The sequence below is a fragment of the Streptomyces sp. R41 genome, from assembly GCF_041053055.1.
In the GTDB taxonomy this organism is placed as follows: Bacteria; Actinomycetota; Actinomycetes; order Streptomycetales; family Streptomycetaceae; genus Streptomyces.
This window is the reverse complement of the sequence record NZ_CP163443.1, coordinates 6,847,346-6,868,150: the sequence shown is the minus strand read 5'-3', so window position 1 is coordinate 6,868,150 and position 20,805 is coordinate 6,847,346. Positions and strand designations below refer to the sequence as shown.

General features: G+C 67.6%; 15 protein-coding genes. 6 read left to right on the top strand and 9 right to left on the bottom strand.

The window, feature by feature from the left end; all coding sequences use genetic code 11:
• Positions 1–73 precede the first annotated feature (73 nt).
• The gene (locus AB5J53_RS31445) at positions 74–2,191 is read left to right on the top strand and encodes a prolyl oligopeptidase family serine peptidase (protein WP_369248994.1); all 2,118 of its coding nucleotides are present in this window, start codon (positions 74–76) and stop codon (positions 2,189–2,191) included.
• A gap of 16 nt (positions 2,192–2,207) precedes the next feature.
• Here AB5J53_RS31445 and AB5J53_RS31440 read toward each other — a convergent pair whose 3' ends face one another.
• The 9 genes from AB5J53_RS31440 to AB5J53_RS31400 all read right to left on the bottom strand — a co-directional run bounded on the left by AB5J53_RS31440 (position 2,208) and on the right by AB5J53_RS31400 (position 14,089).
• Entirely contained in the window at positions 2,208–2,507 is a 300-nt protein-coding gene (locus AB5J53_RS31440) for a hypothetical protein (RefSeq protein ID WP_369248993.1), read from the bottom strand.
• A gap of 83 nt (positions 2,508–2,590) precedes the next feature.
• On the bottom strand, positions 2,591–3,112 hold the full coding sequence (locus AB5J53_RS31435; RefSeq protein WP_369248992.1) for a hypothetical protein: 522 nt from the start codon (positions 3,110–3,112) through the stop codon (positions 2,591–2,593).
• Positions 3,113–3,164: 52 nt separating this feature from the next.
• On the bottom strand, positions 3,165–7,202 hold the full coding sequence (locus AB5J53_RS31430; RefSeq protein WP_369248991.1) for an SGNH/GDSL hydrolase family protein: 4,038 nt from the start codon (positions 7,200–7,202) through the stop codon (positions 3,165–3,167).
• Between the two features lie 273 nt (positions 7,203–7,475).
• A complete protein-coding gene (locus AB5J53_RS31425; RefSeq protein WP_369248990.1) occupies positions 7,476–8,012 on the bottom strand; it encodes a hypothetical protein in 537 nt (178 codons plus the stop codon).
• A gap of 364 nt (positions 8,013–8,376) precedes the next feature.
• The gene (locus AB5J53_RS31420) at positions 8,377–9,438 is read right to left on the bottom strand and encodes an ABC transporter ATP-binding protein (protein ID WP_369248989.1); all 1,062 of its coding nucleotides are present in this window, start codon (positions 9,436–9,438) and stop codon (positions 8,377–8,379) included.
• Positions 9,431–10,450 carry an ABC transporter ATP-binding protein gene (locus tag AB5J53_RS31415; protein WP_369248988.1) on the bottom strand — a complete coding sequence of 340 codons (1,020 nt, stop codon included), beginning with the start codon at positions 10,448–10,450 and terminating at the stop codon, positions 9,431–9,433. Before AB5J53_RS31415 ends, AB5J53_RS31420 begins: the two co-directional genes overlap by 8 nt.
• Positions 10,451–10,455: 5 nt before the next feature.
• On the bottom strand, positions 10,456–11,376 hold the full coding sequence (locus AB5J53_RS31410) for an ABC transporter permease (protein WP_369248987.1): 921 nt from the start codon (positions 11,374–11,376) through the stop codon (positions 10,456–10,458).
• A gap of 100 nt (positions 11,377–11,476) precedes the next feature.
• The gene (locus AB5J53_RS31405) at positions 11,477–12,400 is read right to left on the bottom strand and encodes an ABC transporter permease (RefSeq protein ID WP_369248986.1); all 924 of its coding nucleotides are present in this window, start codon (positions 12,398–12,400) and stop codon (positions 11,477–11,479) included.
• Positions 12,401–12,457: 57 nt separating this feature from the next.
• Entirely contained in the window at positions 12,458–14,089 is a 1,632-nt protein-coding gene (locus AB5J53_RS31400; RefSeq protein ID WP_369248985.1) for an ABC transporter substrate-binding protein, read from the bottom strand.
• 529 nt (positions 14,090–14,618) lie between these two features.
• On the opposite strand from AB5J53_RS31400, the gene AB5J53_RS31395 reads away from it, so the two are divergent.
• From AB5J53_RS31395 to AB5J53_RS31375, 5 genes are all read left to right on the top strand, one after another.
• Positions 14,619–15,608 carry an ABC transporter permease gene (locus AB5J53_RS31395; RefSeq protein ID WP_369248984.1) on the top strand — a complete coding sequence of 330 codons (990 nt, stop codon included), beginning with the start codon at positions 14,619–14,621 and terminating at the stop codon, positions 15,606–15,608.
• An 84-nt stretch (positions 15,609–15,692) separates the two neighbouring features.
• Positions 15,693–17,453 carry an ABC transporter substrate-binding protein gene (locus tag AB5J53_RS31390; protein ID WP_369248983.1) on the top strand — a complete coding sequence of 587 codons (1,761 nt, stop codon included), beginning with the start codon at positions 15,693–15,695 and terminating at the stop codon, positions 17,451–17,453.
• Positions 17,454–17,622: 169 nt separating this feature from the next.
• The gene (locus AB5J53_RS31385) at positions 17,623–18,603 is read left to right on the top strand and encodes an ABC transporter permease (RefSeq protein WP_369248982.1); all 981 of its coding nucleotides are present in this window, start codon (positions 17,623–17,625) and stop codon (positions 18,601–18,603) included.
• A 60-nt stretch (positions 18,604–18,663) separates the two neighbouring features.
• Positions 18,664–19,701 (top strand): ABC transporter ATP-binding protein, encoded by a 1,038-nt coding sequence (locus AB5J53_RS31380; protein WP_369248981.1) that lies wholly within the window; start codon positions 18,664–18,666, stop codon positions 19,699–19,701.
• A gap of 26 nt (positions 19,702–19,727) precedes the next feature.
• The gene (locus AB5J53_RS31375; RefSeq protein ID WP_369248980.1) at positions 19,728–20,762 is read left to right on the top strand and encodes an ABC transporter ATP-binding protein; all 1,035 of its coding nucleotides are present in this window, start codon (positions 19,728–19,730) and stop codon (positions 20,760–20,762) included.
• Positions 20,763–20,805 lie beyond the last annotated feature (43 nt).

Below are 20,805 nucleotides of genomic sequence, written 5' to 3'. Positions count from 1 at the left end.
CATAACTATCCGTACGCGCGCATCGATCGGCGCACGGCCGCACAAGGGGGCGCATGGCCAATATGGTCAGGGCATGACGACCGAGCCTCTTTCCTTCCCGCGCCGGTATGCCCGCACCCAGCGGTTCACCTCCGGTGCACCCCGCGCGTTCACCGTGTCTCCCGACGGTTCCCGTGTCGTGTTCCTGCGGTCCCGCTCCGGTACGGACCGGGCGAATCAGCTGTGGGTTCTCGATGTGGCGGAGGGCGAGGAGCGGATGGCGGCCGATCCGGCGGGGCTGCTCGGGGGCGCCACCGAGCATCTGCCGCCGGAGGAACGGGCACGGCGCGAACGCAGCCGGGAGGGCGGCGCCGGGGTCGTCGGCTACGCCACCGACACGGCAGTCGAGTTGGCCTCTTTCGCCTTGTCAGGGCGGCTTTTCACGGCGGAACTGCGGGCCGGCACGGCACGCGAACTCCGGGTCCCGGGGCCGGTGATCGACCCGCGCCCCTCCCCCGACGGACGGCTCGTCGCGTACGTCGCCGGGGGCGCCCTGCGCGTGGTCGGCGCCGAGGGTGGGGACGACCGCGCGCTCGCTGCGCCCGAATCGGAGTCCGTTTCCTATGGATTGGCCGAGTTCATCGCGGCCGAGGAGATGGGGCGTTCGCGTGGCTTCTGGTGGTCGCCGGAGAGCGACCTGCTGCTCGTCGCGCGGGTCGACGACACGCCCGTACAGCGCTGGTGGATCTCCGATCCGGCGCAACCGGAACACGATCCGCAGCGGGTCGCGTATCCGGTGGCGGGCAGCGCCAACGCGGACGTGCGGCTCTTCGTCATCGGCCTCGACGGGGTGCGCACGGAGGTCGTGTGGGACCGGGCGCGCTATCCGTATCTGGCGCATGTGCACTGGTCAGCGTCGGGTGCGCCGCTGATCCTGGTGCAGGCACGAGACCAGCGCAGCCAGCTGTTCCTGGCCGTGGCACCGGACACCGGAGCGACCCGGATGGTGCACGCGGACGAAGATCCACAATGGCTGGATCTTTTCGCCGGTGTGCCGTGCTGGAGCCCCGGCGGACAGCTCGTGCGGATCGCCGACGAGGGCGGCGCGCGGGTGCTCGCGTTCGGTGAACGCCCGCTCACGGGACCGCAGTTGCACGTGCGCGCGGTGCTCGATGTGTCGGACGACGATGTGCTGATCTCGGCGTCGGCGGGCGAAGCCGCGGCCGGCCCGGAAACGGGCGAAGTGCATGTGTACCGCGTCAACGAGCTCGGCATGGAGCGCGTCTCGCAGGAGCCCGGCGTGCACTCGGCGGTGCGCGCCGGGGGCGTGACCGTGCTCGTCTCGTCGGTGCTCGACCGGCCGGGCGCCCAGGTACAGGTGCTGCGCGAGGGAAAACGTGTGGCAACGGTGCCGTCGTACGCCGAAAATCCTGGTTTGCCCCTGCGCGTGACCCTCACACAGGGGGGCGCACGGAAAATCCCATGCGCCGTGCTTATGCCCACTGACTACGACGGTGACAATCCCCTCCCGGTCCTCATGGACCCCTACGGCGGTCCGCACGGCCCCCGGGTGCTCGCCGCGCACAACGCGCACCTCACCTCGCAGTGGTTCGCCGACCAGGGTTTCGCGGTGATCGTCGCCGACGGCCGGGGCACCCCCGGCCGCTCCCCCGCCTGGGAGAAGGCGATCCGCGACGACTTCACACTCTCCCTCGACGACCAGGTCGAGGCGCTGCACGGCCTCGCGGAGACCTTCCCCCTGGACCTTTCCCGGGTGGCGATCCGCGGCTGGTCGTACGGCGGCTGGCTCGCGGGGCTCGCCGTGCTGCGCCGCCCCGACGTCTTTCGCGCGGGCATCGCGGGCGCCCCGGTCGCGGACTGGCGGCTGTACGACACCCACTACACGGAGCGGTACCTCGGTGATCCGGCGGCGAGCCCGGACACGTACGCGAAGAGTTCGCTGATCACCGACGAGGGGCTCTCCGCGCCCGCCGAGCCGCACCGGCCGCTGATGATCGTGCACGGCCTCGCGGACGACAACGTGGTGGTGGCACACGCCCTCCGGCTGTCCTCGGCACTGCTGGCCGCCGGCCGCCCGCACGAGGTGCTGCCGCTGTCGGGCGTCACGCACATGACCCCGCAGGAGCAGGTCGCCGAGAACCTCCTGCTGCTCCAGGTCGACTTCCTGAAGCGCTCACTGGGGCTCGCCTGATGCGGGAACCCGCCGGTCAGTGCTGCCAGGCGAGGTAGGCCAGGAGGGGAGCGCCGATGAGGAGGAGGTGGACGACGCCGGTCTTCCACAAGCGCAGCACCGCGGCGAGCACGAAGCCGCCGCCGGCCAGCCATGCGCTGAAGACGAGGATGCCGTGCTGCTCGTCGGCCGTCCGCTGCACCTCGTACTGGTCGGGGGCGCCGAAGCTGATGCCGGCGACGACCAGTCCGTAGCCGAGGACGAACAGGAGCAGGACGTCGAAGAGCCCGACGAGGACGGCGAAAAGACCGTCGTGTCGGCGTGGCCGGCGTTCCATGGGACGAGCCTTCCGTAATCGGTGGGCCGGGGTCCTGAGTACCCGTACTCATCTGCTCAGGACCCCGGTCCCGTCACCCTGGATCAGCCGTGGACCAGCGGCGAGCCGAGGATCTCCTTGGTGATGGCTCCCTTTCCGTCGCCCTCGATGTCGTAGACGATCGTGGAGTCCGACGACCAGAAGAGGTCACCGTCGTAGATCATCGACGGGGCGGTGCAGGTGTTCACGGGCTCGATCTGGAACCAGGTGTAGTTGTCGTTGACGAGCTTGGTCAGGTCGCACGTCCTGGACGTCTCGACGGCGTCGGCGTTGTCCTTGCCGGGGCGGGACTCCAACCGGGTGGTGACCTTGAAGCTGGTGAACCGCTTGCTGTTGTCGACGACCTGGTCGACCAGGATCTGCCAGCTGACCACGGACTTCGCGGTGATCCTGCCGGCCGAGACGTCGGCGGTGTTCGTCACGTGGTACTGCGTCTCCGGCTTCTGGCCGGGGAAGATCACGTCGAAGTCCGTGGTGGCCGAGGCGGCGGCCGCCGGGGTGGCCAGCAGGACGCCGGTCGCGAGCGCGGAGGCGGCGAGACCGACAGTGGTGAGCGTCTTGCGCATGGGATTCCTCTCGTGGTGGGGCCGGGCCGGTGGGCCCGGCCCCTCGGGGGTGTCAGTTGCCCTGGAGGGTGTGTTCCAGGGAGTCGGCGTACAGTCGGGCACCCGCCGGCTTGGGGTGGAACGACTGCATCGACGGACCCGGCCCGTCGTTGTCGGCCTGGGACCGGCCGCTCGTGACGATGCCGTGGATGCTCTCGGGGTCGCCGCAGATCGCCTTGCCGGCGAACTCGTCGCGCGGGTCGGAGAAGACCGCGTAGGAGCCCGCGTCGGACGCCGCGCCCTTCATCTCGCCGGCGAGGGTGTCCGCGACCTTGTTGATGAACTGGCCCTCGACGTTGTCCAGCGCCGGGAGGCAGGAGCCGTCCTTCTCCAACAGGCGCGGGTAACCCATGAGGACGACCTTCGCGCCCGGCGCCTTGGTGTGAATGGCCTTGATCAGATTCGCGATCCGGGGACGGACGGCGTCGTGCAGCCACTTCGGCGCCCACTCGTCCAGCCGGCCGGTCTCCCCACTGGTCTCCTTGCCGTTGTCGGGGTCGATGTTCGGCATCGACGCCGCCTGGCAGTTGACGACGGAGGGGATCGGGAGGTCGATGCACTTCTTGATGACATCCGAGAAGCGGGCGTCATTGCCGCCGATGCTCATCGTCACCAAGGTGGTGTTCTGGTCGAGGTAGCCCGCGTCGATCTGCGAGACCTCGCCCTGGCTGCCGTCCCGCACGTCGTAGGTGCGGGCACCGGAGCACGCGACGAAGTGGTAGTCCATGTTGTTGTCGAAGGCGTCGGCCATCGCCCCGATGGACTTCGAGGCGCCGGGCAGGGTCGCCTGGCGGGACCAGGCGAGCTTGGACCGATGGCACTTCGTGGTCGTGTCGACCTCGGCCTTGCCCTCGTCGTGGGCCTTCTCGTTGACCTTGTCGCGGAAGTCGGTCTCCGGGTAGTAGTCCTTGCCTTCCGGCGCGGTGGCACCCTCGCCGGAGGAGTAGGAGTCCCCCATGGCGACCACGAAGTTCTTCGGCTTGCCCGGCAGCGGCGTGAACGCCACGGAGTCCCAGGCGATGTCCTCCTCACCGCGTCCGTCGGCGGTGTTGGTGTCCAGCGAGACGGTCGGGACGCCGGTGAAGTTGAACACTCCGAGGTCGACCCACTTGTTCTGCTGCACCCGCTGCGGGTGGACCCGGGTCGGGCTCTTGGAGTCGGTGCCGCCGACCACGTAGGCGGCCTGCCGGGTGTGGGCCCCGTGGTCCGGGATGTGCGCGTACACCCGCATCCAGCCCCGCTTGCTGCTGTTCAGGGTCCAGGTGCCCTTGGTGTACATGCGGATACCCATGGCGTCCCCGGTCTTGGACCGGGTGTGGGAGAACCAGAAGTGGTTGCCGTTGCCCGCGCCGATCTGGTGGAGGTCCACCCGGCCGTTGGGGTACGCGAAGGTCAGGTCGAACTTGCCCTCGGAGGACACGCCCGCACACCGGTTGGAGGAGCCCGCGGGGATGGTGCCGTTGGGCAGATCGTCGACGATCATCGAGCCGGCCGGGAGACCGGTGTTGCAGCGCGGCGGGTAGGAGTCCGCGTCCGGCTGCTCGGGGTAGGTGTCGTCGAACCGGTGGACCGGGTTGCCGCACTGCGCGCGGGCGCCGCAGTCCTTCCACTTGGCCGGCTTGTTCCACCAGCACTTCAGGTACAGCGGGTTGTTGGCGTCCGGGTCGCCGGGCAGCTTGCAGGCGCCCTTGCCGGTGTCGTTGCTGTCCGTGTCGGTGATCTTGCCGGGGTCGCAGTCGTTGCTCGAGTCGCAGAACAGCCCGACCGGCGGCTTGGCGCTCGTGCGGTCCAAGGTGGTCGTCCACCAGGCGGCGCGGTAACCGGGCTGGAAGTCACCGGGCTTGAACATCGCGGAGATCGGACGGGACGCCCAGCCGATCACCTTCTCCTCGTACGGCCAGTCCTGCGGGTGCGCCGCGTGCGAGTAGTCGTCCCCACCGCCGACCGACTCCAGGAACGGGGTGCGGTTGGCCTTCCACAGCGGGTTGGCGGGGTTGTTCGTCCAGCCCAGGCCCCACTTGCCGTTCTCCGGCTTCGACTTGGGGTGGTAGCCGGTGTTGTACGTCCACAGCGCGGCGAACCAGTTCTCGATGTACTTCGGGTTGCCGTCGTTGATGACGATCCCGTCCGCACGGGTCTGGTTCCACTTCTCGATGAGGATGTTGACACCGGCGGCGATGTTCGCCGCGTAGTCCAGCGCCACGGCTTCCTGCTGCGTCGGGGACAGCGCGGTCTCGTTGGGCTTCTCCTTGCCCTTCATCCGCATGCCGTCGGTGACCTGGGTGACGCCGTAGCCGCAGTCGGCCTCGGCCCACTCGATGAAGAACGGGTCGGACTGGTTGCCGTCCGCCGTGTGCGGCGTGCCGTAGAAGTTGCCGATCAGCGGGTTGCCCGTGACGCCGGGGACGACCATGCGGGCGGCCTGCCACATGTTGGACTCCTGCGCCGTGATGCCGAGCATCACCGTCGCCGGAACGTGCCAGTCCGCACCGGAGCCGCCGTTCAGGCTCCGGAGGGGGAACAGCGACTGCGGCGCGTACGCGGCCATGCCGGTGTTCTTCCAGTTCGCCGGCCGCGTCGCGCCCTTGTTGAGCTTGCCGACGACGGCCTGGTCCACGGCCCACTCGATCTGCCGCGGGGTCGGCTGGAAGGCCTGCTTCTTCGGGTCGTTGCGGGGCACCGAGCACGAACGGTCCGTGTCCACGGTGGTGACACCGGCCCGCGGCGCGGCCTGCTTCCCGCCGAACGTGAGGGCAGGGGTGAGGTCGTTGCCCTTGCCGTAGTTCGCCGAGCTGCCGAGCACCACGGCCTCGGGGCTGGTGTCGACGATCGTCGTCCTGCCGGTGTCCAGCGCCTTGATGTCGGTGCGCACCAGACGGGGGGAGTCGGCCTCGGCCTGGGTGATGCGGGAGGACTTCCCGTCCGCCCACCGTGCGGTGACCGCGGCCTGTCCCCGGCTGGAGACACGGGCGTCCTTGGCGATGCCGCCGGGGTTGTGCAGGAGGCCCGCGGCCCGGGAGTTCATGGTCGCCCTGCCGGTGACGTACACCTCGCCCGCCGGGGTCGAGGTGAGGTCGAACTCGGTCAGCCGGCCCGACGCGAGGCCGGCGGGGCGCGTCTTCGCCTCGGGCGCCTTGATCTGCGCCACGGTGACGCGGTTGACCGTGGCCCTGTCGCCGTTGGCCGTGGCCCTCTCGCCCGCGGCGGTGCGCCGCTCGGCGGAGCCCGGCTCGCGGTCGAGGAAGGTGACGCCGCCATCGGCGTCGGCCTTGAGCTGGAACGGCGTGGTCTTCGTCGTGGCCACCGTGCGCACCTTGGAGCCGACGACGCGCACGAGGTGGTTGCCCTCGGCCGCCACGATGCCCCGCTTGGTGGGGATCGCGGAGGTGACCTGCCCGTTCACTGTCTGACGTGCACTCACCTTGCCGGTGCGGGCGTCGACGGTGACGAGCCGGGTCCGGTCCTTCTTCGCCGTGTCGTCCGTCAGCGCGGTGAACACGGCCTGCTCACCGGTGCCGCAGCCGGGCGAGAAGTAGCCGAGCGTCGCGGTGAACGGCAGCTTATTCACGTCGCCGGTGGAGAGGTCGACGATCGCGGTGAACGCGCCGCGCGTCATCAGTTCGGGCTTGTTGGTGAAGGTGCGCGGCGCGTAGGCCACGGCCGCGTACTTCCCGGACTGTGTGAGGCAGGCGTTGCCGACCCAGGTGTCGGTGTCGAAGCCCGGCTCGGAGAGGGAGGCGGCGGTCTTCCAGGCGTAGCCGTCCTTCTCGCCGGCGACCAGCACGTGGAATCCAGTGCCGTCACCGATCGTGGTGAACGCCCGGTCCTTGCTGGATCCGTAGTTCTTGCCCAGGACGCTCTTCCGCTTCTTGGCGGGGATCGCGCCGGGCTGCGCGCCGGCGCCCGGCGAAGCCGGCGCCGACCATCCGTCGGCCGTGCCGGGTGGCGCGGCCTGCGCGTATGCCTGGGTGGTGGCGACACCCGCCGACAACGACACAGCGAGTGCCGTCGTCACGGGTATGCGCGCATACCGCAGTATGTCGCGTTTCAACTTCCCTACTTTCGCGGCGAGTTGGCCGCACCGGCACGGCGTGCGGGCGCGGCGGAGCGCGCCGCCGCCGGGCATGCGGCGGCGGCCGCGGGGATATGAGATGTGGGCAGGCCGAATCAGCGCTCGATACGAGCGCGGACGTGCTCGGTGTGTCGGTTCAGATCGACGCGTTGGATCAGACCGACGTGTCGGAGCAGACCGACGTGTCGGAGCAGAGCCGACACGCCGGGATCATCGAGCCCCTGGCCTGAAGGTGAGTGCCGGTGGCGGCTGTCAGTTGCAGCTGCCGACCGAGGAGAGGTCGTCGATGACGACCTTGCCGCCCTTCTTCATGTACGAGTACACCTCGCCGCAGTAGCCCTTCTTCTGGCGCACGGGGCCCGCGTAGGTGCTGAAGGTGCCGAAGTCCTCGTCGTGGGGAGTCGCGGTGTAGTTGTCCTTCAGCCGGATCCCCATGTACTGGGCGGAACCGGTGTCGTTCCACAGCACGCCGCAGGTGGGCTTGTCGTAGATCAGGTCACCGGTGGTGGTGCCGTTGGTGTAGACGTAGACGGTCGCGTAGCGGGTGGTGTCGCTCGGCAGCCGCTCCGCGGTGATGATCTGCGTGTAGCCCGCTCCGCACACCGTCGAGGCGGTGGCGGCGACCGACGGCTTCGCGGCCACGATGGAGCGGGTCTCCTTCGACGCCTTCGACGCGAACGTGAGGTCGTCGGCATTGATGGCCGCTGCGCGAGGCGGCGGCGTGTCGGTGGCGGCAACAGCCTGACCCGGCACGGACGTGCCAATCAGCGTCAGGGTTGCGGCAGTCATGACAGAGCGAAACGCGATCTTTGCGCGCATGTGAAAGTCCCCCATGTAATTGCGTCAACAGGGGGCGCGACTTGGTCAGTTGCCGGCTCCCCCATTAGCCACACAGGAACCTATCAGCACTCACACAGCATCGAAAATGTGTTTTCCCTCGCACACGGGGACAGGCGTGGCAACTCCACTCAGGGGCGGGCACGGCGGCCCCACACTGGGGCGGGCACGGCAACGAGCCGGGGTGACATGGCGCACCCCGGCTCGTTTACGGCACCCGCACGGCCGTACGTTGTTCAGACTGACTCGTCCGTATATCGAGATCGGGTCAGCTGAGTTGCCTGCGTGTTAACGCAGTTGATGCACATTTGTACGCCTATTTCGCCCCGTCATCATGATCGTCTGGTGGCTCCTTGGGCGGTACCACCTGCTTCTCCTCCGCGAAGTGGCAGGCCGAGTCGTGCGCGGCCGGGCCCTCGGTGAGCCGGAACTCCGCGGGCACCGCGAGCAGCGGCACCTCCAGCGTGCACCGTTCCTGCGCCTTCCAGCAGCGGGTGCGGAACCGGCATCCGGACGGGATGTTCGCCGGTGAGGGCACGTCCCCGGTGAGGATGATCCGCTCCCGGTGCTCGCGGGCCTCCGGGTCGGGCACGGGAACGGCGGAGAGCAGGGCCTGGGTGTAGGGGTGCGTCGGATGGTCGTAGATCTCGGCGTCCTTGCCGGTCTCCACGATCCGCCCGAGGTACATCACACCGACCCGGTCGGAGATGTGCCGCACGATGGAGAGGTCGTGCGCGATGAAGACGTAACTCAGGTCGAACTCGCCCTGCAGCCTGTCCAGCAGGTTGATCACCTGGGCCTGCACGGAGACGTCGAGCGCGGAGACCGGCTCGTCGGCGACGATGATCTCGGGGCGCAGCGCCAACCCCCGTGCGATACCGATGCGCTGGCGCTGACCGCCGGAGAACTGGTGCGGATAGCGGTTGATGTACTCGGGGTTGAGCCCGACCACGTCGAGCAGGTCCTGGACCCTGCGCCTGCGCTCACCCTTCGGCGCGACCTCGGGATGGATCTCGTACGGCTCCCCGATGATGTCGCCGACGGTCATGCGCGGGTTGAGCGAGGTGTACGGGTCCTGGAAGACCATCTGGATGTTGCGGCGTACGGCCTTCAGCGCCTTGCCGGACAGCCGGGTGATGTCCTCGCCGTAGTACTTGATCGTCCCGGCCGTCGGCTTCTCCAGATTGACCAGCATCTTGGCGACGGTCGACTTGCCGCAGCCGGACTCGCCGACGATGCCGAGGGTCTCGCCGCGGCCGAGGTGGAAGTCGACGCCGTCGACGGCCTTGACGGCGCCGATCTGCTTCTTGAAGAGAATGCCCTGGGTGAGGGGGTAGTGCTTGACCAGGCCGCTGACCTCGAGAATCGCCTCAGGCATCGGACTCTCCCGCCCCGCCCGCTCCCCCGCCGCCGCTCCCGGCGTCGAGCGTCTCTCTCCAGAAGAAGCAGGCGCTCCTGCGGTCCTCGTCCACCTCCGCGAGCGGCGGCACATCGGTCCGGCAGATGTCCTGGGCCATCGGACAGCGCGGGTTGAAGGCGCAGCCCGGCGGGATGTGCATCAGGTTGGGCGGCAGACCCTTGATCGCGTAGAGCTCCTTGCCCTTCTGGTCGAGCCGTGGAATCGACTCCAGGAGCCCCTTCGTATAGGGGTGCGCCGGGGCTTTGTAGATGTCGTGGACCGGTGCCGACTCGACGATCCGGCCCGCGTACATCACCGCGATCCGGTCGGCGACGTCCGCGACCACGCCGAGGTCGTGGGTGATGAGGATGAGCCCCATGTTGAGCTCGCGCTGCAACTCGGCCAGCAGGTCCATGACTTGGGCCTGGACGGTGACGTCGAGCGCGGTGGTCGGCTCGTCGGCGATGATCAGCGCGGGTTCCAGGGACAGCGCCATGGCGATCATGATGCGCTGGCGCATACCGCCGGAGAACTGGTGCGGATAGTCGCGCACCCGGTCAGCGGCCGCCGGGATCCGCACCCGGTCCATCAGCTCGATCGCCTTGGCGCGGGCGTCCTTGCGGGACAGCCCCCGGTGCACGGTGAACATCTCGCCGAGCTGGTCGCCGACGCTGAGCACGGGATTGAGGGAGGACAGCGCGTCCTGGAAGATCATCGCCATCTCGGCGCCGCGCACCTTGCGCCGCTCGTCCTCCTTGAGCTTCAGCAAGTCCTTTCCCTGGAAGAGGATTTCGCCGCCGGTGATCTTCCCGGGCGGCATGTCGAGGATGCCCATGACGGCCTGCGCGGTCACCGACTTGCCGGAGCCGGACTCACCGAGCACGGCGAGCGTCTCGCCCTCGTCCACGCTGTAGTCGACTCCGTTGACGGCCTTGGCGACCCCGTCCCTGGTCCGGAACTCCACGTGCAGATCGCGCACTTCGAGCAGCACGGCGCTCACCTCAGCTTCGGGTCGAGGGCGTCGCGCACCGCGTCGCCGAGCATGATGAACGCGAGCACGGTGATCGCGAGCGCTCCGGCCGGCCACAGCAGCATGTGCGGGGCGTTGCGGATGTAGGCGGAGGCCGACGAGATCTCGATGCCCCAGCTGACCGTAGGTGGCTTCAGGCCCACTCCGAGGTACGAGAGCGTCGCCTCCAGGGAGATGTACGTACCGAGCGCGATGGTCGCCACGACGATCACCGGCGCGACGGCGTTGGGCGTGATGTGCCGCAGCAGCAGCCGTGAGTTGGACGCGCCGAGGGCGCGGGCCGCGGCCACGTAGTCGTTCTGCTTGGTGGTGATGACGGAGCCGCGCGCGATGCGGGAGATCTGCGGCCAGCCGAGCAGCACCATGAACCCGATGACCGGCCAGATCGTATTGCTGGTCACCACGGAGAGGAGGACCAGACCGCCGAGCACGACGGGAATCGCGAAGAAGATGTCGGTGATCCGGGACAGGAACGAGTCCCCCAGCCCGCCGAAGAACCCGGCGAGCCCGCCGAGCGCCGAACCGAGGATCGCGACGCCGAGGGTGGCGCAGACGCCGACGCTGATCGAGACGCGGGTCCCGTACACCACCCGGGTGTAGACGTCGCAGCCCTGGCCGTCGAACCCGAAGGGGTGTCCTGGCTGCGAGCCCTCCTGGGCCTTGGCGAGGTCGCACTTGAGGGGGTTCTGGGTGGCGATCAGCGAGGGCCACAGGGAGATGACCACCAGGAAGAGGATGACAAGCGCGGAGATGATGAAGACGGGGTTGCGCCTCAGGTCGTGCCAGGCGTCGGACCAGAGGCTTCTGGGTTTCTCCTGCGGGCCCGTGCCCTCCGGTCCGCCGGGGGTCCTCTCGAGCGTCTCAGCTTCACTGGTACCGAGGTCCATGGTGCCCCCCATGCCGGTCGGGGCCATGGCGAGGTCTTCTGGGGGAGGCCCCACCGACCCCCCAGGTCCGCGAAGTGCCTCAGGCTCGTACGGCGGCTGCTCAGGCATAGCGGATCCTCGGGTCGAGTACGGCGTACAGGAGGTCGACGAGCAGGTTGGCGACCAGGAAGACGAGGACGAGGACGGTCACGAAGCCGACCACGGTCTGCGTGTTCTGACGCAGGATCCCCTGGTAGAGCTGGAAGCCGACGCCGTGGATGTTGAAGATCCGCTCGGTGACGATCGCGCCGCCCATCAGCGCACCGATGTCCGTGCCGATGAAGGTGACGACGGGGATCAGCGAGTTGCGCAGCAGATGCCTGGTGATCACCCGGTGCCGGGGCAGGCCCTTGGCGGTGGCGGTGCGGACGTAGTCGGACCGCTTGTTCTCGGCGATGGAGGTGCGGGTCAGCCGGGTCACATACGCGAGGGAGACGGAGGCCAGCACCAGGCCCGGCACGATCAGTTCGCCGAAGGTGGCGTCCGGGGAGACGGACGGTTTGATCCAGCCCCACTCGACGCCGAGCAGCAGTTGGAGCACCAGACCGGTGACGAAGACCGGCACCGAGATGACGACGAGGGTGAGCAGCAGAACGCTGGTGTCGACGGGCCGTCCGCGGCGCAGCCCGGTGACGACGCCGAGCGCGATCCCGACGACGATCTCGAAGAGGATCGCGACGATCGTCAGCCGGATGGTGACGGGGAAGGAGTCGGCCATCAGCTCGGTGACCTTCTGCCCGTTGAAGGCGGTGCCGAAGTCGCCGGTGAAGACGTTGCCCATGTAGGTCAGGTATTGCTGCCACACGGGCTTGTCGAGGCCGAACTCCTTGCGCAGCTGGGCGGCCGTGGCGGGGTCGCACTGCTTGTCGCCGCACAGGCCCGCGATGGGGTCGCCCATCACGTTCACCATCAGGAAGATCAGCAGTGTGGCGCCGATGAAGACCGGGATCATCTGCAGCAGACGCCGGATTACGTACCGTCCCATGAGGGCTCCGGAGGTAGTACGGGGCGAGCCCTGGCATGGGCTCGCCCCGTGGGCGGTTCAGCTGACCTTGATCTCGTTGTAGACGGGGACGCTGAACTGGTTGAGCGCCACGTTGGAGACCCGCTCCGAGTAGCCGGCGCTGCCGTTCTGGTACCAGAGCGGGATGGCGGCCATGTTGTCCCGTACGACCCCCTCGGCCTGCTGGAAGAGCTTGACGGCCTTGGCCCGGTCGGTCTCGGCGTTCGCCTCGTCGACGAGCTTGTCGAAGTCCTTGTTGGACCACTTGCCGTCGTTGGAGGAGGCGTTGGTGTAGTACAGCGGCTGCAGGAAGTTCTGGATCAGCGGGTAGTCCATCTGCCAGCCGGCCCTGAACGGTCCCGGCATCTTGTGCTGGCCGATCTGATTGCGGAAGTCGGCGAAGGTACCGATCGGGTTGCCGACGCACGCCTTGTCGTTGCCGAGCGCGTTGTTGATGGAGTTGCAGACGGCGTCGACCCACTCCTTGTGGGAGCCCGTGTCCGCGTTGTACGAGAGCTTGACCTGGCCGCCGGGCAGGCCGCCGCCCTCCTGGATCAGCTTCTTGGCCTCGCTCGGGTTGTACTTGCAGGAGTCGCCGCACAGCCCGTCCTGAAAGCCGCCGTCCGTGCCGAGCACCGGCGAGGTCCAGTCGGAGGCCGGAGTGCGGGTCTTCTGGAAGATCGTGTTCGTGATCTGGTCGCGGTTGATCGCCATGGACAGGCCCTGGCGGACCTTCACCGCCCCGCTCGTGTCCCACTTCTTGTCATAGAACGGGAAAGCGAGCGTCTGGATGATGCCGGCCGGTGTATTGATGTAGCGATCACCGAGGTCGTTCTTCACGTTCTTGAGCTGAGAGGCGGGCACGTCGTCGACGAGGTCGAGGTTGCCCGCCAGCAGGTCGGTGTACGCGGTGTTGTTGTCGGTGTAGACCTTCAGGGTCACGCCGTCGTTCTGGGCCTTGTCGTCGCCGGGATAGCCGTCCCACTTCTTCAGGGCCATCTGCGAGCCCTTGGTGTACGAGTCGATGGTGTAGGGCCCGTTGCCGACCGGCTTCTGCACCCAGGCCGCGTGGTCGTCGAAGAACGCCTTGGGCAGCGGCGCGTAGGCCACATAGCCGAGGGTGTCGGGGAACGTAGAGAACTTCTGGTTGAGCTTGACGGTGAAGGTGTTGGTGCCGGTCACCTTGAGCCCGGAGAGGGTGTCGGCGCTCTGGCTGCCCGAGTCGGGGTGGACCTTGTCGTAGCCCTCGATGTACCCGAAGAAGTACGCGTTCTTCTGGTTGTTCTTGAGGCTGGCCCCGTAGTTCCACGCGTCGACGAAGGACTGGGCGGCGACGGCCTCGCCGTTGCTGAACTTCCAGCCGTCCTTGATCGTGATCGTGAAGTTCTGCGAGTCCGAGGTCTCGATCTTGTCGGCCAGCATGTCCTCGGCCGCGCCGGTCTTGGCGTCGTACCGCTTCAGACCGCGGAAGATCATGTCGAGGACCTTGCCGCCCTGCACCTCGTTGGTGTTGGCCGGCTCCAGCGGGTTCTGCGGGTCTCCCCAGGAGGAGGAGACGATTCCGGAGCCGTTGCCGCCACCGCCGCTGCTTCCTCCGCCCCCGCAGGCGGTCGCCACGAGGGCTACCGCCGCCGCGCAAGCGGCCCATTTGGCGTGCGTGGCTCCACGCATGGAGTGCCTCCTCGAGAGTGCGCCGTGCGGTCGGCGCCGGGGCGCGGGAATTCAGCTCCGGTGCGCCGTGCCTTTAGCGCCCAATATCGGTCCATACGGGGTGTATCGCTATTTCGCCCCACCCTTCCGAGTGGCGGCGCCACCCGGATGCATCTGGACGCGACCACTCCGGATGATCAACGCAATGGATCTTCGCCGTTCGATGCGGAACCGTTGGATTTCGTGCACCAGATGTACGCATTCCGAGACTCCGGCGTCCGCATATCGAACCCCTTGCCCGATTGGCGTAGTTAGCCCGATTCCGGACACGGAACGGCCACAGTGCGCTACACGCGTAGTTACGCTAAGGTCAAATCCAGGCAAAGAAGGTAAAGACAAACCCAAGGGGGTCGAGAATTTATTGACCTTGAATGAATTGCGTTGAAAAAGTCCGGCGTAGCCCGTAGGGAGCGCCCTGCGGAGTCCTTGACCGCATCGGGCCTGGAGCACCATGACCCCCCCAACTCCATCCGCGGCTGCCCCGCTAGAGGTGACCGACGAGAGCGTCGAGAAGTCGCCCTCTCCTTCCACCACCAAGGGCTCCGAGAGTCGCTCCCCTGGACGACTCGCCTGGAAGCGGTTCAAACGTGACCGCACGGGCGTCATATCGGCCTATATCGTGATCTTCTTCTTCGTGATCGCGATCGCAGCCCCACTGATAGCCAAGCTGTACGGCAAGAACCCGTACACCACGTACGCCAGCCAGCGACCTGAACTCCTGGACGCCTTCTCCTACCCCGCGGGGCCGAACGGCGGAATGAGCTCGGAGTTCTGGTTCGGCATCGAACCGCAACTGGGCCGGGACGTCTTCACCTTCCTGCTGTACGGCATCCGCACCTCGCTGGGCATCGCCGTGGCCGCCACCCTGCTGACCACCGTCGTCGGCGTGATCGTCGGTGTCACCGCGGGCTACCTGGGCGGCAAGACGGACTATCTCGTCGGCCGGATCATCGACATCCTGCTGTCGTTCCCGTCCACGCTGTTCTTCATCGCCTTCATGCCGGTCGTGTACGGGCTGTTCGTCGCCCCCGACGACAACATCCCCACCTCCCTGCGAGCCATCTCCCTGATCCTGGTGCTCTCCGCCTTCGGCTGGGCCTCCATCGCCCGTCTGCTGCGCGGCCAGGTACTCGGTCTGCGTGAGCGGGAGTACATCGAGGCGGCCAAGGTCACGGGCGCGTCGCCGCGGCGCATCGTGTTCAAGGAGCTGCTGCCCAACCTGTGGACGCCGATCATCATCCAGTCCACGCTGATGCTTCCGGCCTTTGTGACCGCGGAGGCCGGTCTGGCCTTCCTCGGCGTCGGCATCATCGACCCGACTCCGGACTGGGGCGTCATGATCCAGCGCGGCGCCCAGTTCTACACCGAGGACCTCACCTTCATGCTCTTCCCGGGCCTGTCGATGGTGATCTTCGTCCTCGCCTTCAACCTGCTCGGCGACTCGGTGCGCGACGCGCTCGACCCGAAGTCCAAGCGGTAACCGCACCCCGTTCCACCCCGGCCCGTTCAACGTCGCGCGGCCGGAGTCAACCGTCCCGATCGTCCCTATAAGGCAGGCTCATCCATGTCTTTTTCCCGTAGAAACTTCATGATCGCCACCGGCGTGGTCGCGGCCTCGTCGTCGGTGCTGACCGCCTGTGGCGGCAGCGGCAGCGACAACAAGTCGAGCCGTAAGGTCCCCTCGGTCAGCGGTTCCAAGACCCAGGAGATCCTGGTCGGCACCAAGGCCGACTCGACCGGCCCGGCGCCGGAGGTCAAGGGAGCGGTCAAGGGCGGGACGATCTACTCGCTCGACCAGTTCGACATGGACCACCTGGACCCGGCGCAGATCTACGTCTCGACCGAGGGCGCCATCACCGCTCCGATCATGCGTGGCCTCACCGGCTACAAGATCGACGACAAGGGCGGCGCCACGCTGGTCGGCGACGCGGCCACGGACGCGGGCACCATGAAGGACGGCGGCAAGACCTGGACCTTCACCCTGAAGGACGGTCTGAAGTGGGAGGACGGCTCGGACATCTCCGAGGACGACCTCCGCCACACCTTCGAGCGCCTCTTCGCCTCCTTCATCGCCGAGGGTCCCCGCTACGTCCAGCAGTGGCTGGTCGGCGGCGACAAGTACAAGGGCCCCTACGACGGCAAGAAGCTCGACTCCATCGAGGTCGACGGCAAGACGATCACCTTCCGTCTCAACGAGGCCCGCGCGGACTTCAACTTCACGCTCGCCATGCGTGGCTACTCCCTGGTGAACAAGAAGCACGACACCAAGGAGAAGTACGACAAGCGCCCCTTCTCCTGCGGCCCGTACAAGATCGGCGCCCGCTCCATCGGCAAGTCGCTCACGTACGTGCGCAACGAGCACTGGGACCCGAAGACCGACTCGATCCGCAACAACTACCCGGACAAGTACGTCTTCCAGTTCGGCTTCGAGCTGCTGGCCTCGACCGACCGCTACATCGCGGACTCGGGCAAGGACCAGTACGCGATGTCGATCTTCAACGAGGTCGCCCCGGAGCGCATCGCCCAGGTCCTCACCAACGCCAAGCTCAAGCAGCGCGTCCTCACGCAGGTCGACACGGTCACCTACTACTGGCCGATCAACATGACCCGCATCAAGGACGTCAAGGTCCGTCAGGCCATCAACCACGCGTGGCCGCACCAGCAGATCCAGACGATCCAGGGCGGCGCCTCCACCAGCGAGATCGCCACCACCATCCTCGCCCCGGTGACCCCGGGTTACGAGAAGTTCGACCTCTACGGCGTCACCAAGAAGCCCGGTGGCGACCCGGTCAAGGCCAAGGCCCTGCTGAAGGAGGCCGGCAAGCTCGGCCAGAAGCTGGTCATCGCCTACCAGTCCTCGGACACCCAGGTGAAGGTGGCCGTCGCGGTCAAGAACGCGCTGGAGGCTGCCGGCTTCACGGTCGTCAACAAGCAGGTCGACAAGTCGACCTTCTACACCCAGATCGGCAAGATCGACAACGACTTCGACCTCTTCGGTGCGGGCTGGAGCCCGGACTGGCCGAACGGCTACTCGGTCTTCTACCCCTGCTGGAGCGGCAAGAACATCGGCGACGGCCGCAGCAACTACGCCCAGCTGAACGACCCGAGCGTCAACAAGGCCATCGACGCGGCCGCCAAGATCACGGACGCGGCCGAGGCCAACAAGGCCTGGGGCAACGTCGACCGCCAGATCATGGAACTCGCGGCGGTCGTCCCCGACTACCACAAGATCCGCAACTGGATGCACGGCTCCAAGGTCGGCAACGTCGTGTACGACAGCGGCAACACCTGCGTCGCGCTCTGCAAGCTGTACGCGATGAAGTAAGCCGTACGACCCGGGTCCTGTCGCCGGACGCCGCCGAACCCGCCTCCGGGCGGAGGACGCACGTCCGGCAGCAGGACCCTTGGGGGGTGGCCGTTCGCCCGGCCGCCCCCTCCGGCCCTCCCTCCTCACGCCCCCGGCGACGGCGCCCCGTCCGGAAAGTCACGCCCCCATGTCCCGCTTCCTCGTCCGCCGAGTCCTCGGCGCACTGGTCATCCTGCTGATCATCAGCGCCATCACATTCGGTCTCTTCTACGCCATCCCGCGTGACCCGGCGATGATGTCCTGCGGCAAGAACTGCACGCCCGACATGCTCGCGCAGATCCGGCACAACCTGGGCATCGACCACCCGATCCCGGTGCAGTACTGGGATTGGCTCAAGGGCGTCTTCGTCGGGCGCGACTACGCCGGCTTCGGGAACTGCAACGCCCCCTGCCTCGGCTACTCCTTCGCCAACCGCGAGCCCGTCCTCGGCACCATCCTGGACCGCCTGCCGACGACCCTCTCGCTCGCCTTCGGCGCGGCCGTCGTCTTCCTGATCTTCGGCGTCGGCGCGGGCATGCTGGCCGCCCTCAAGCAGGGCAAGTTCCTGGACAAGTTCGCCAGCTCGGCCTCGCTGTTCGGCTCCTCGCTGCAGATCTACTTCGTCGGCTACGTCGCGATGTTCTTCCTGGTCTCGAAGCTGCACCTGTTCGCGCAGCCGTCGTACACGCCCTTCACCGACGACCCGGTCGCGTGGTTCTCCGGGCTGCTGCTGCCCTGGCTGACGCTGGCGATCATCTTCACCGCCAACTACACCCGTATGACCCGCTCCCAGCTCGTCGAACAGCTCAGCGAGGACTACGTCCGCACCGCCCGCGCCAAGGGCCTGTCCCGTGCGAACGTCTTCTTCCGGTTCGCCTGGCGCGGAGCGATGGGCCCGATCGTCACGGTCTTCGGTATCGACCTGGGCGTGCTGATCGGCGGCGCGATCATCACCGAGTCGACCTTCAGCATCCAGGGCATCGGCCGCCTCGCGGTGGACTCCGTGAACAAGAGCGACCTGCCCATGCTGCTCGGCGTCACCATCCTGTCGGCCGGTGCGATCGTGTTCTTCAACATCATCGTCGACGCCGTCTACGCCCTCATCGACCCGCGGATCCGGCTCGCCTGACCCCGGGCAACCCGCCCCCGACAGCTACCCCCCGGCATCACCCCCCTCAGGAGCGTCCCCGTGACGAGCACCGATCAGCAGCCCTTCCTGTCCGTCAGGGATCTGAAGGTCCACTTCTCCACCGAAGACGGCGTCGTCAAGGCCGTCGACGGTCTCACCTTCGACCTGGCCAAGGGCAAGACGCTCGGCATCGTGGGCGAGTCGGGCTCGGGCAAGTCCGTCACGAACCTGACGATCCTGGGCCTGCACGACCGAGACCGCACCGCCATCGACGGCGAGATCCTGCTCGACGGCAAGGAGTTGCTGACCGCCTCCGAGCGGGAGCTCGAGCAGCTGCGCGGCAACAAGATGTCGATGATCTTCCAGGACGCGCTGGCCTCGCTGTCGCCGTACCACACCATCGGCAAGCAGATCGGTGAGACGTACCGCAAGCACACCGGTGCCTCCAAGAAGGAGGCCCGGGAGCGGGCGATCGAGATGCTCAAGCGCGTCGGCATCCCGCAGCCGGACGTCCGCGTGGACGACTACCCGCACCAGTTCTCCGGCGGTATGCGCCAGCGCGCGATGATCGCGATGGCGCTGGTCTGCGACCCCGAGCTGTTGATCGCCGACGAGCCGACGACGGCGCTCGACGTGACGGTGCAGGCCCAGATCATGGACCTCCTGAAGGACCTCCAGCAGGAGTTCGGCACGGCGATCATCTTCATCACCCACGACCTCGGTGTCATCGCCGACATCGCGGACGACGTGCTGGTGATGTACGGCGGCCGGTGCGTGGAGCGCGGCACCAAGAAGGAGGTGCTGCGCGAGCCGCAGCACCCGTACACCTGGGGCCTGCTGGGCTCGATGCCGAGCCTGGACGGTCCGGTCGACGTACCGCTGAACCCGATCCCCGGTTCGCCGCCGTCGCTGCTGAACCCGCCGACGGGCTGCCGCTTCCACCCGCGGTGCACCTTCACGGAGAAGATCGAGGGCGGCCTCTGCTCCACCGAGCAGCCGCTGCTGCAGGTCACGGACGGGCGCGGTGCCGCCTGTCACCTCACGGCGGACCAGCGCCGCGAGTTCTTCGCCGACTACGCCGCGACCCGGTCGCACTGACGTAACTGAGACGGGATTTCACGATCATGAGCAACACGAACCCCCTCCTGGACGTCACCGGACTGACCAAGCACTTCCCGGTGATGGGAGGCTTCCCCTTCAAGCGGAAGATCGGCGCGGTCCAGGCCGTGGACGGACTCGACTTCCAGGTCGCCGAGGGCGAGAGCCTGGGCCTGGTCGGCGAGTCGGGCTGCGGCAAGTCGACGACCGGCCGGCTGATCACGCGCCTCCTGGAGCCCACCGGCGGCAAGATCAGCTACCGCGGTCAGGACATCACGCACGCGGGCCGCAAGCAGCTGGCGCCGGTCCGCTCCGAGATCCAGATGATCTTCCAGGACCCGTACGCGTCGCTGAACCCGCGCCAGACGGTCGGCAAGATCATCTCGGGCCCTATGGAGATCAACGGGATCAACCCGCCCGGCGGCCAGGAGAAGCGCGTACGCGAACTCCTGGAGACGGTCGGCCTCAACCCCGAGCACTACAACCGCTTCCCGCACGAGTTCTCCGGCGGTCAGCGCCAGCGCATCGGCGTGGCCCGCGCGCTGGCCCTCGAGCCCAAGCTGATCGTCGCGGACGAGCCGGTCTCCGCCCTCGACGTCTCCATCCAGGCGCAGGTGGTCAACCTGCTCCAGGACCTCCAGCGGGACCTGGGCATCGCGTTCGTCTTCATCGCCCACGACCTCGCGATCGTGCGCCACTTCTCGGAGCGCGTCGCGGTGATGTACCTCGGCAAGATCGTGGAGATCGCCAACCGCGAGGACCTGTACGACAACCCGCGCCACCCTTACACGCGCGCGCTGCTGTCCGCCGTTCCCGAGGCCACCGCGGACGACGTGCCGGCCCGCGAGCGCATCCTCCTCACCGGTGACGTGCCCTCCCCGCTCAACCCGCCGTCGGGCTGCCGCTTCCGCACCCGCTGCTGGAAGGCGACGGAGAAGTGCGCTACGGAGGCCCCGCCGCTGGTCCAGGTCGAGGGCAACCGCGAAGGCCACCTGACGGCGTGCCACTACCCGGAGACTACGGCGGACCTGGCCCTGCCGGCGGCCCGCAAGTCTCTGTAAGACCCCCGGCGGCACCCCGACACACCCCAATTCGTCGGGGTGC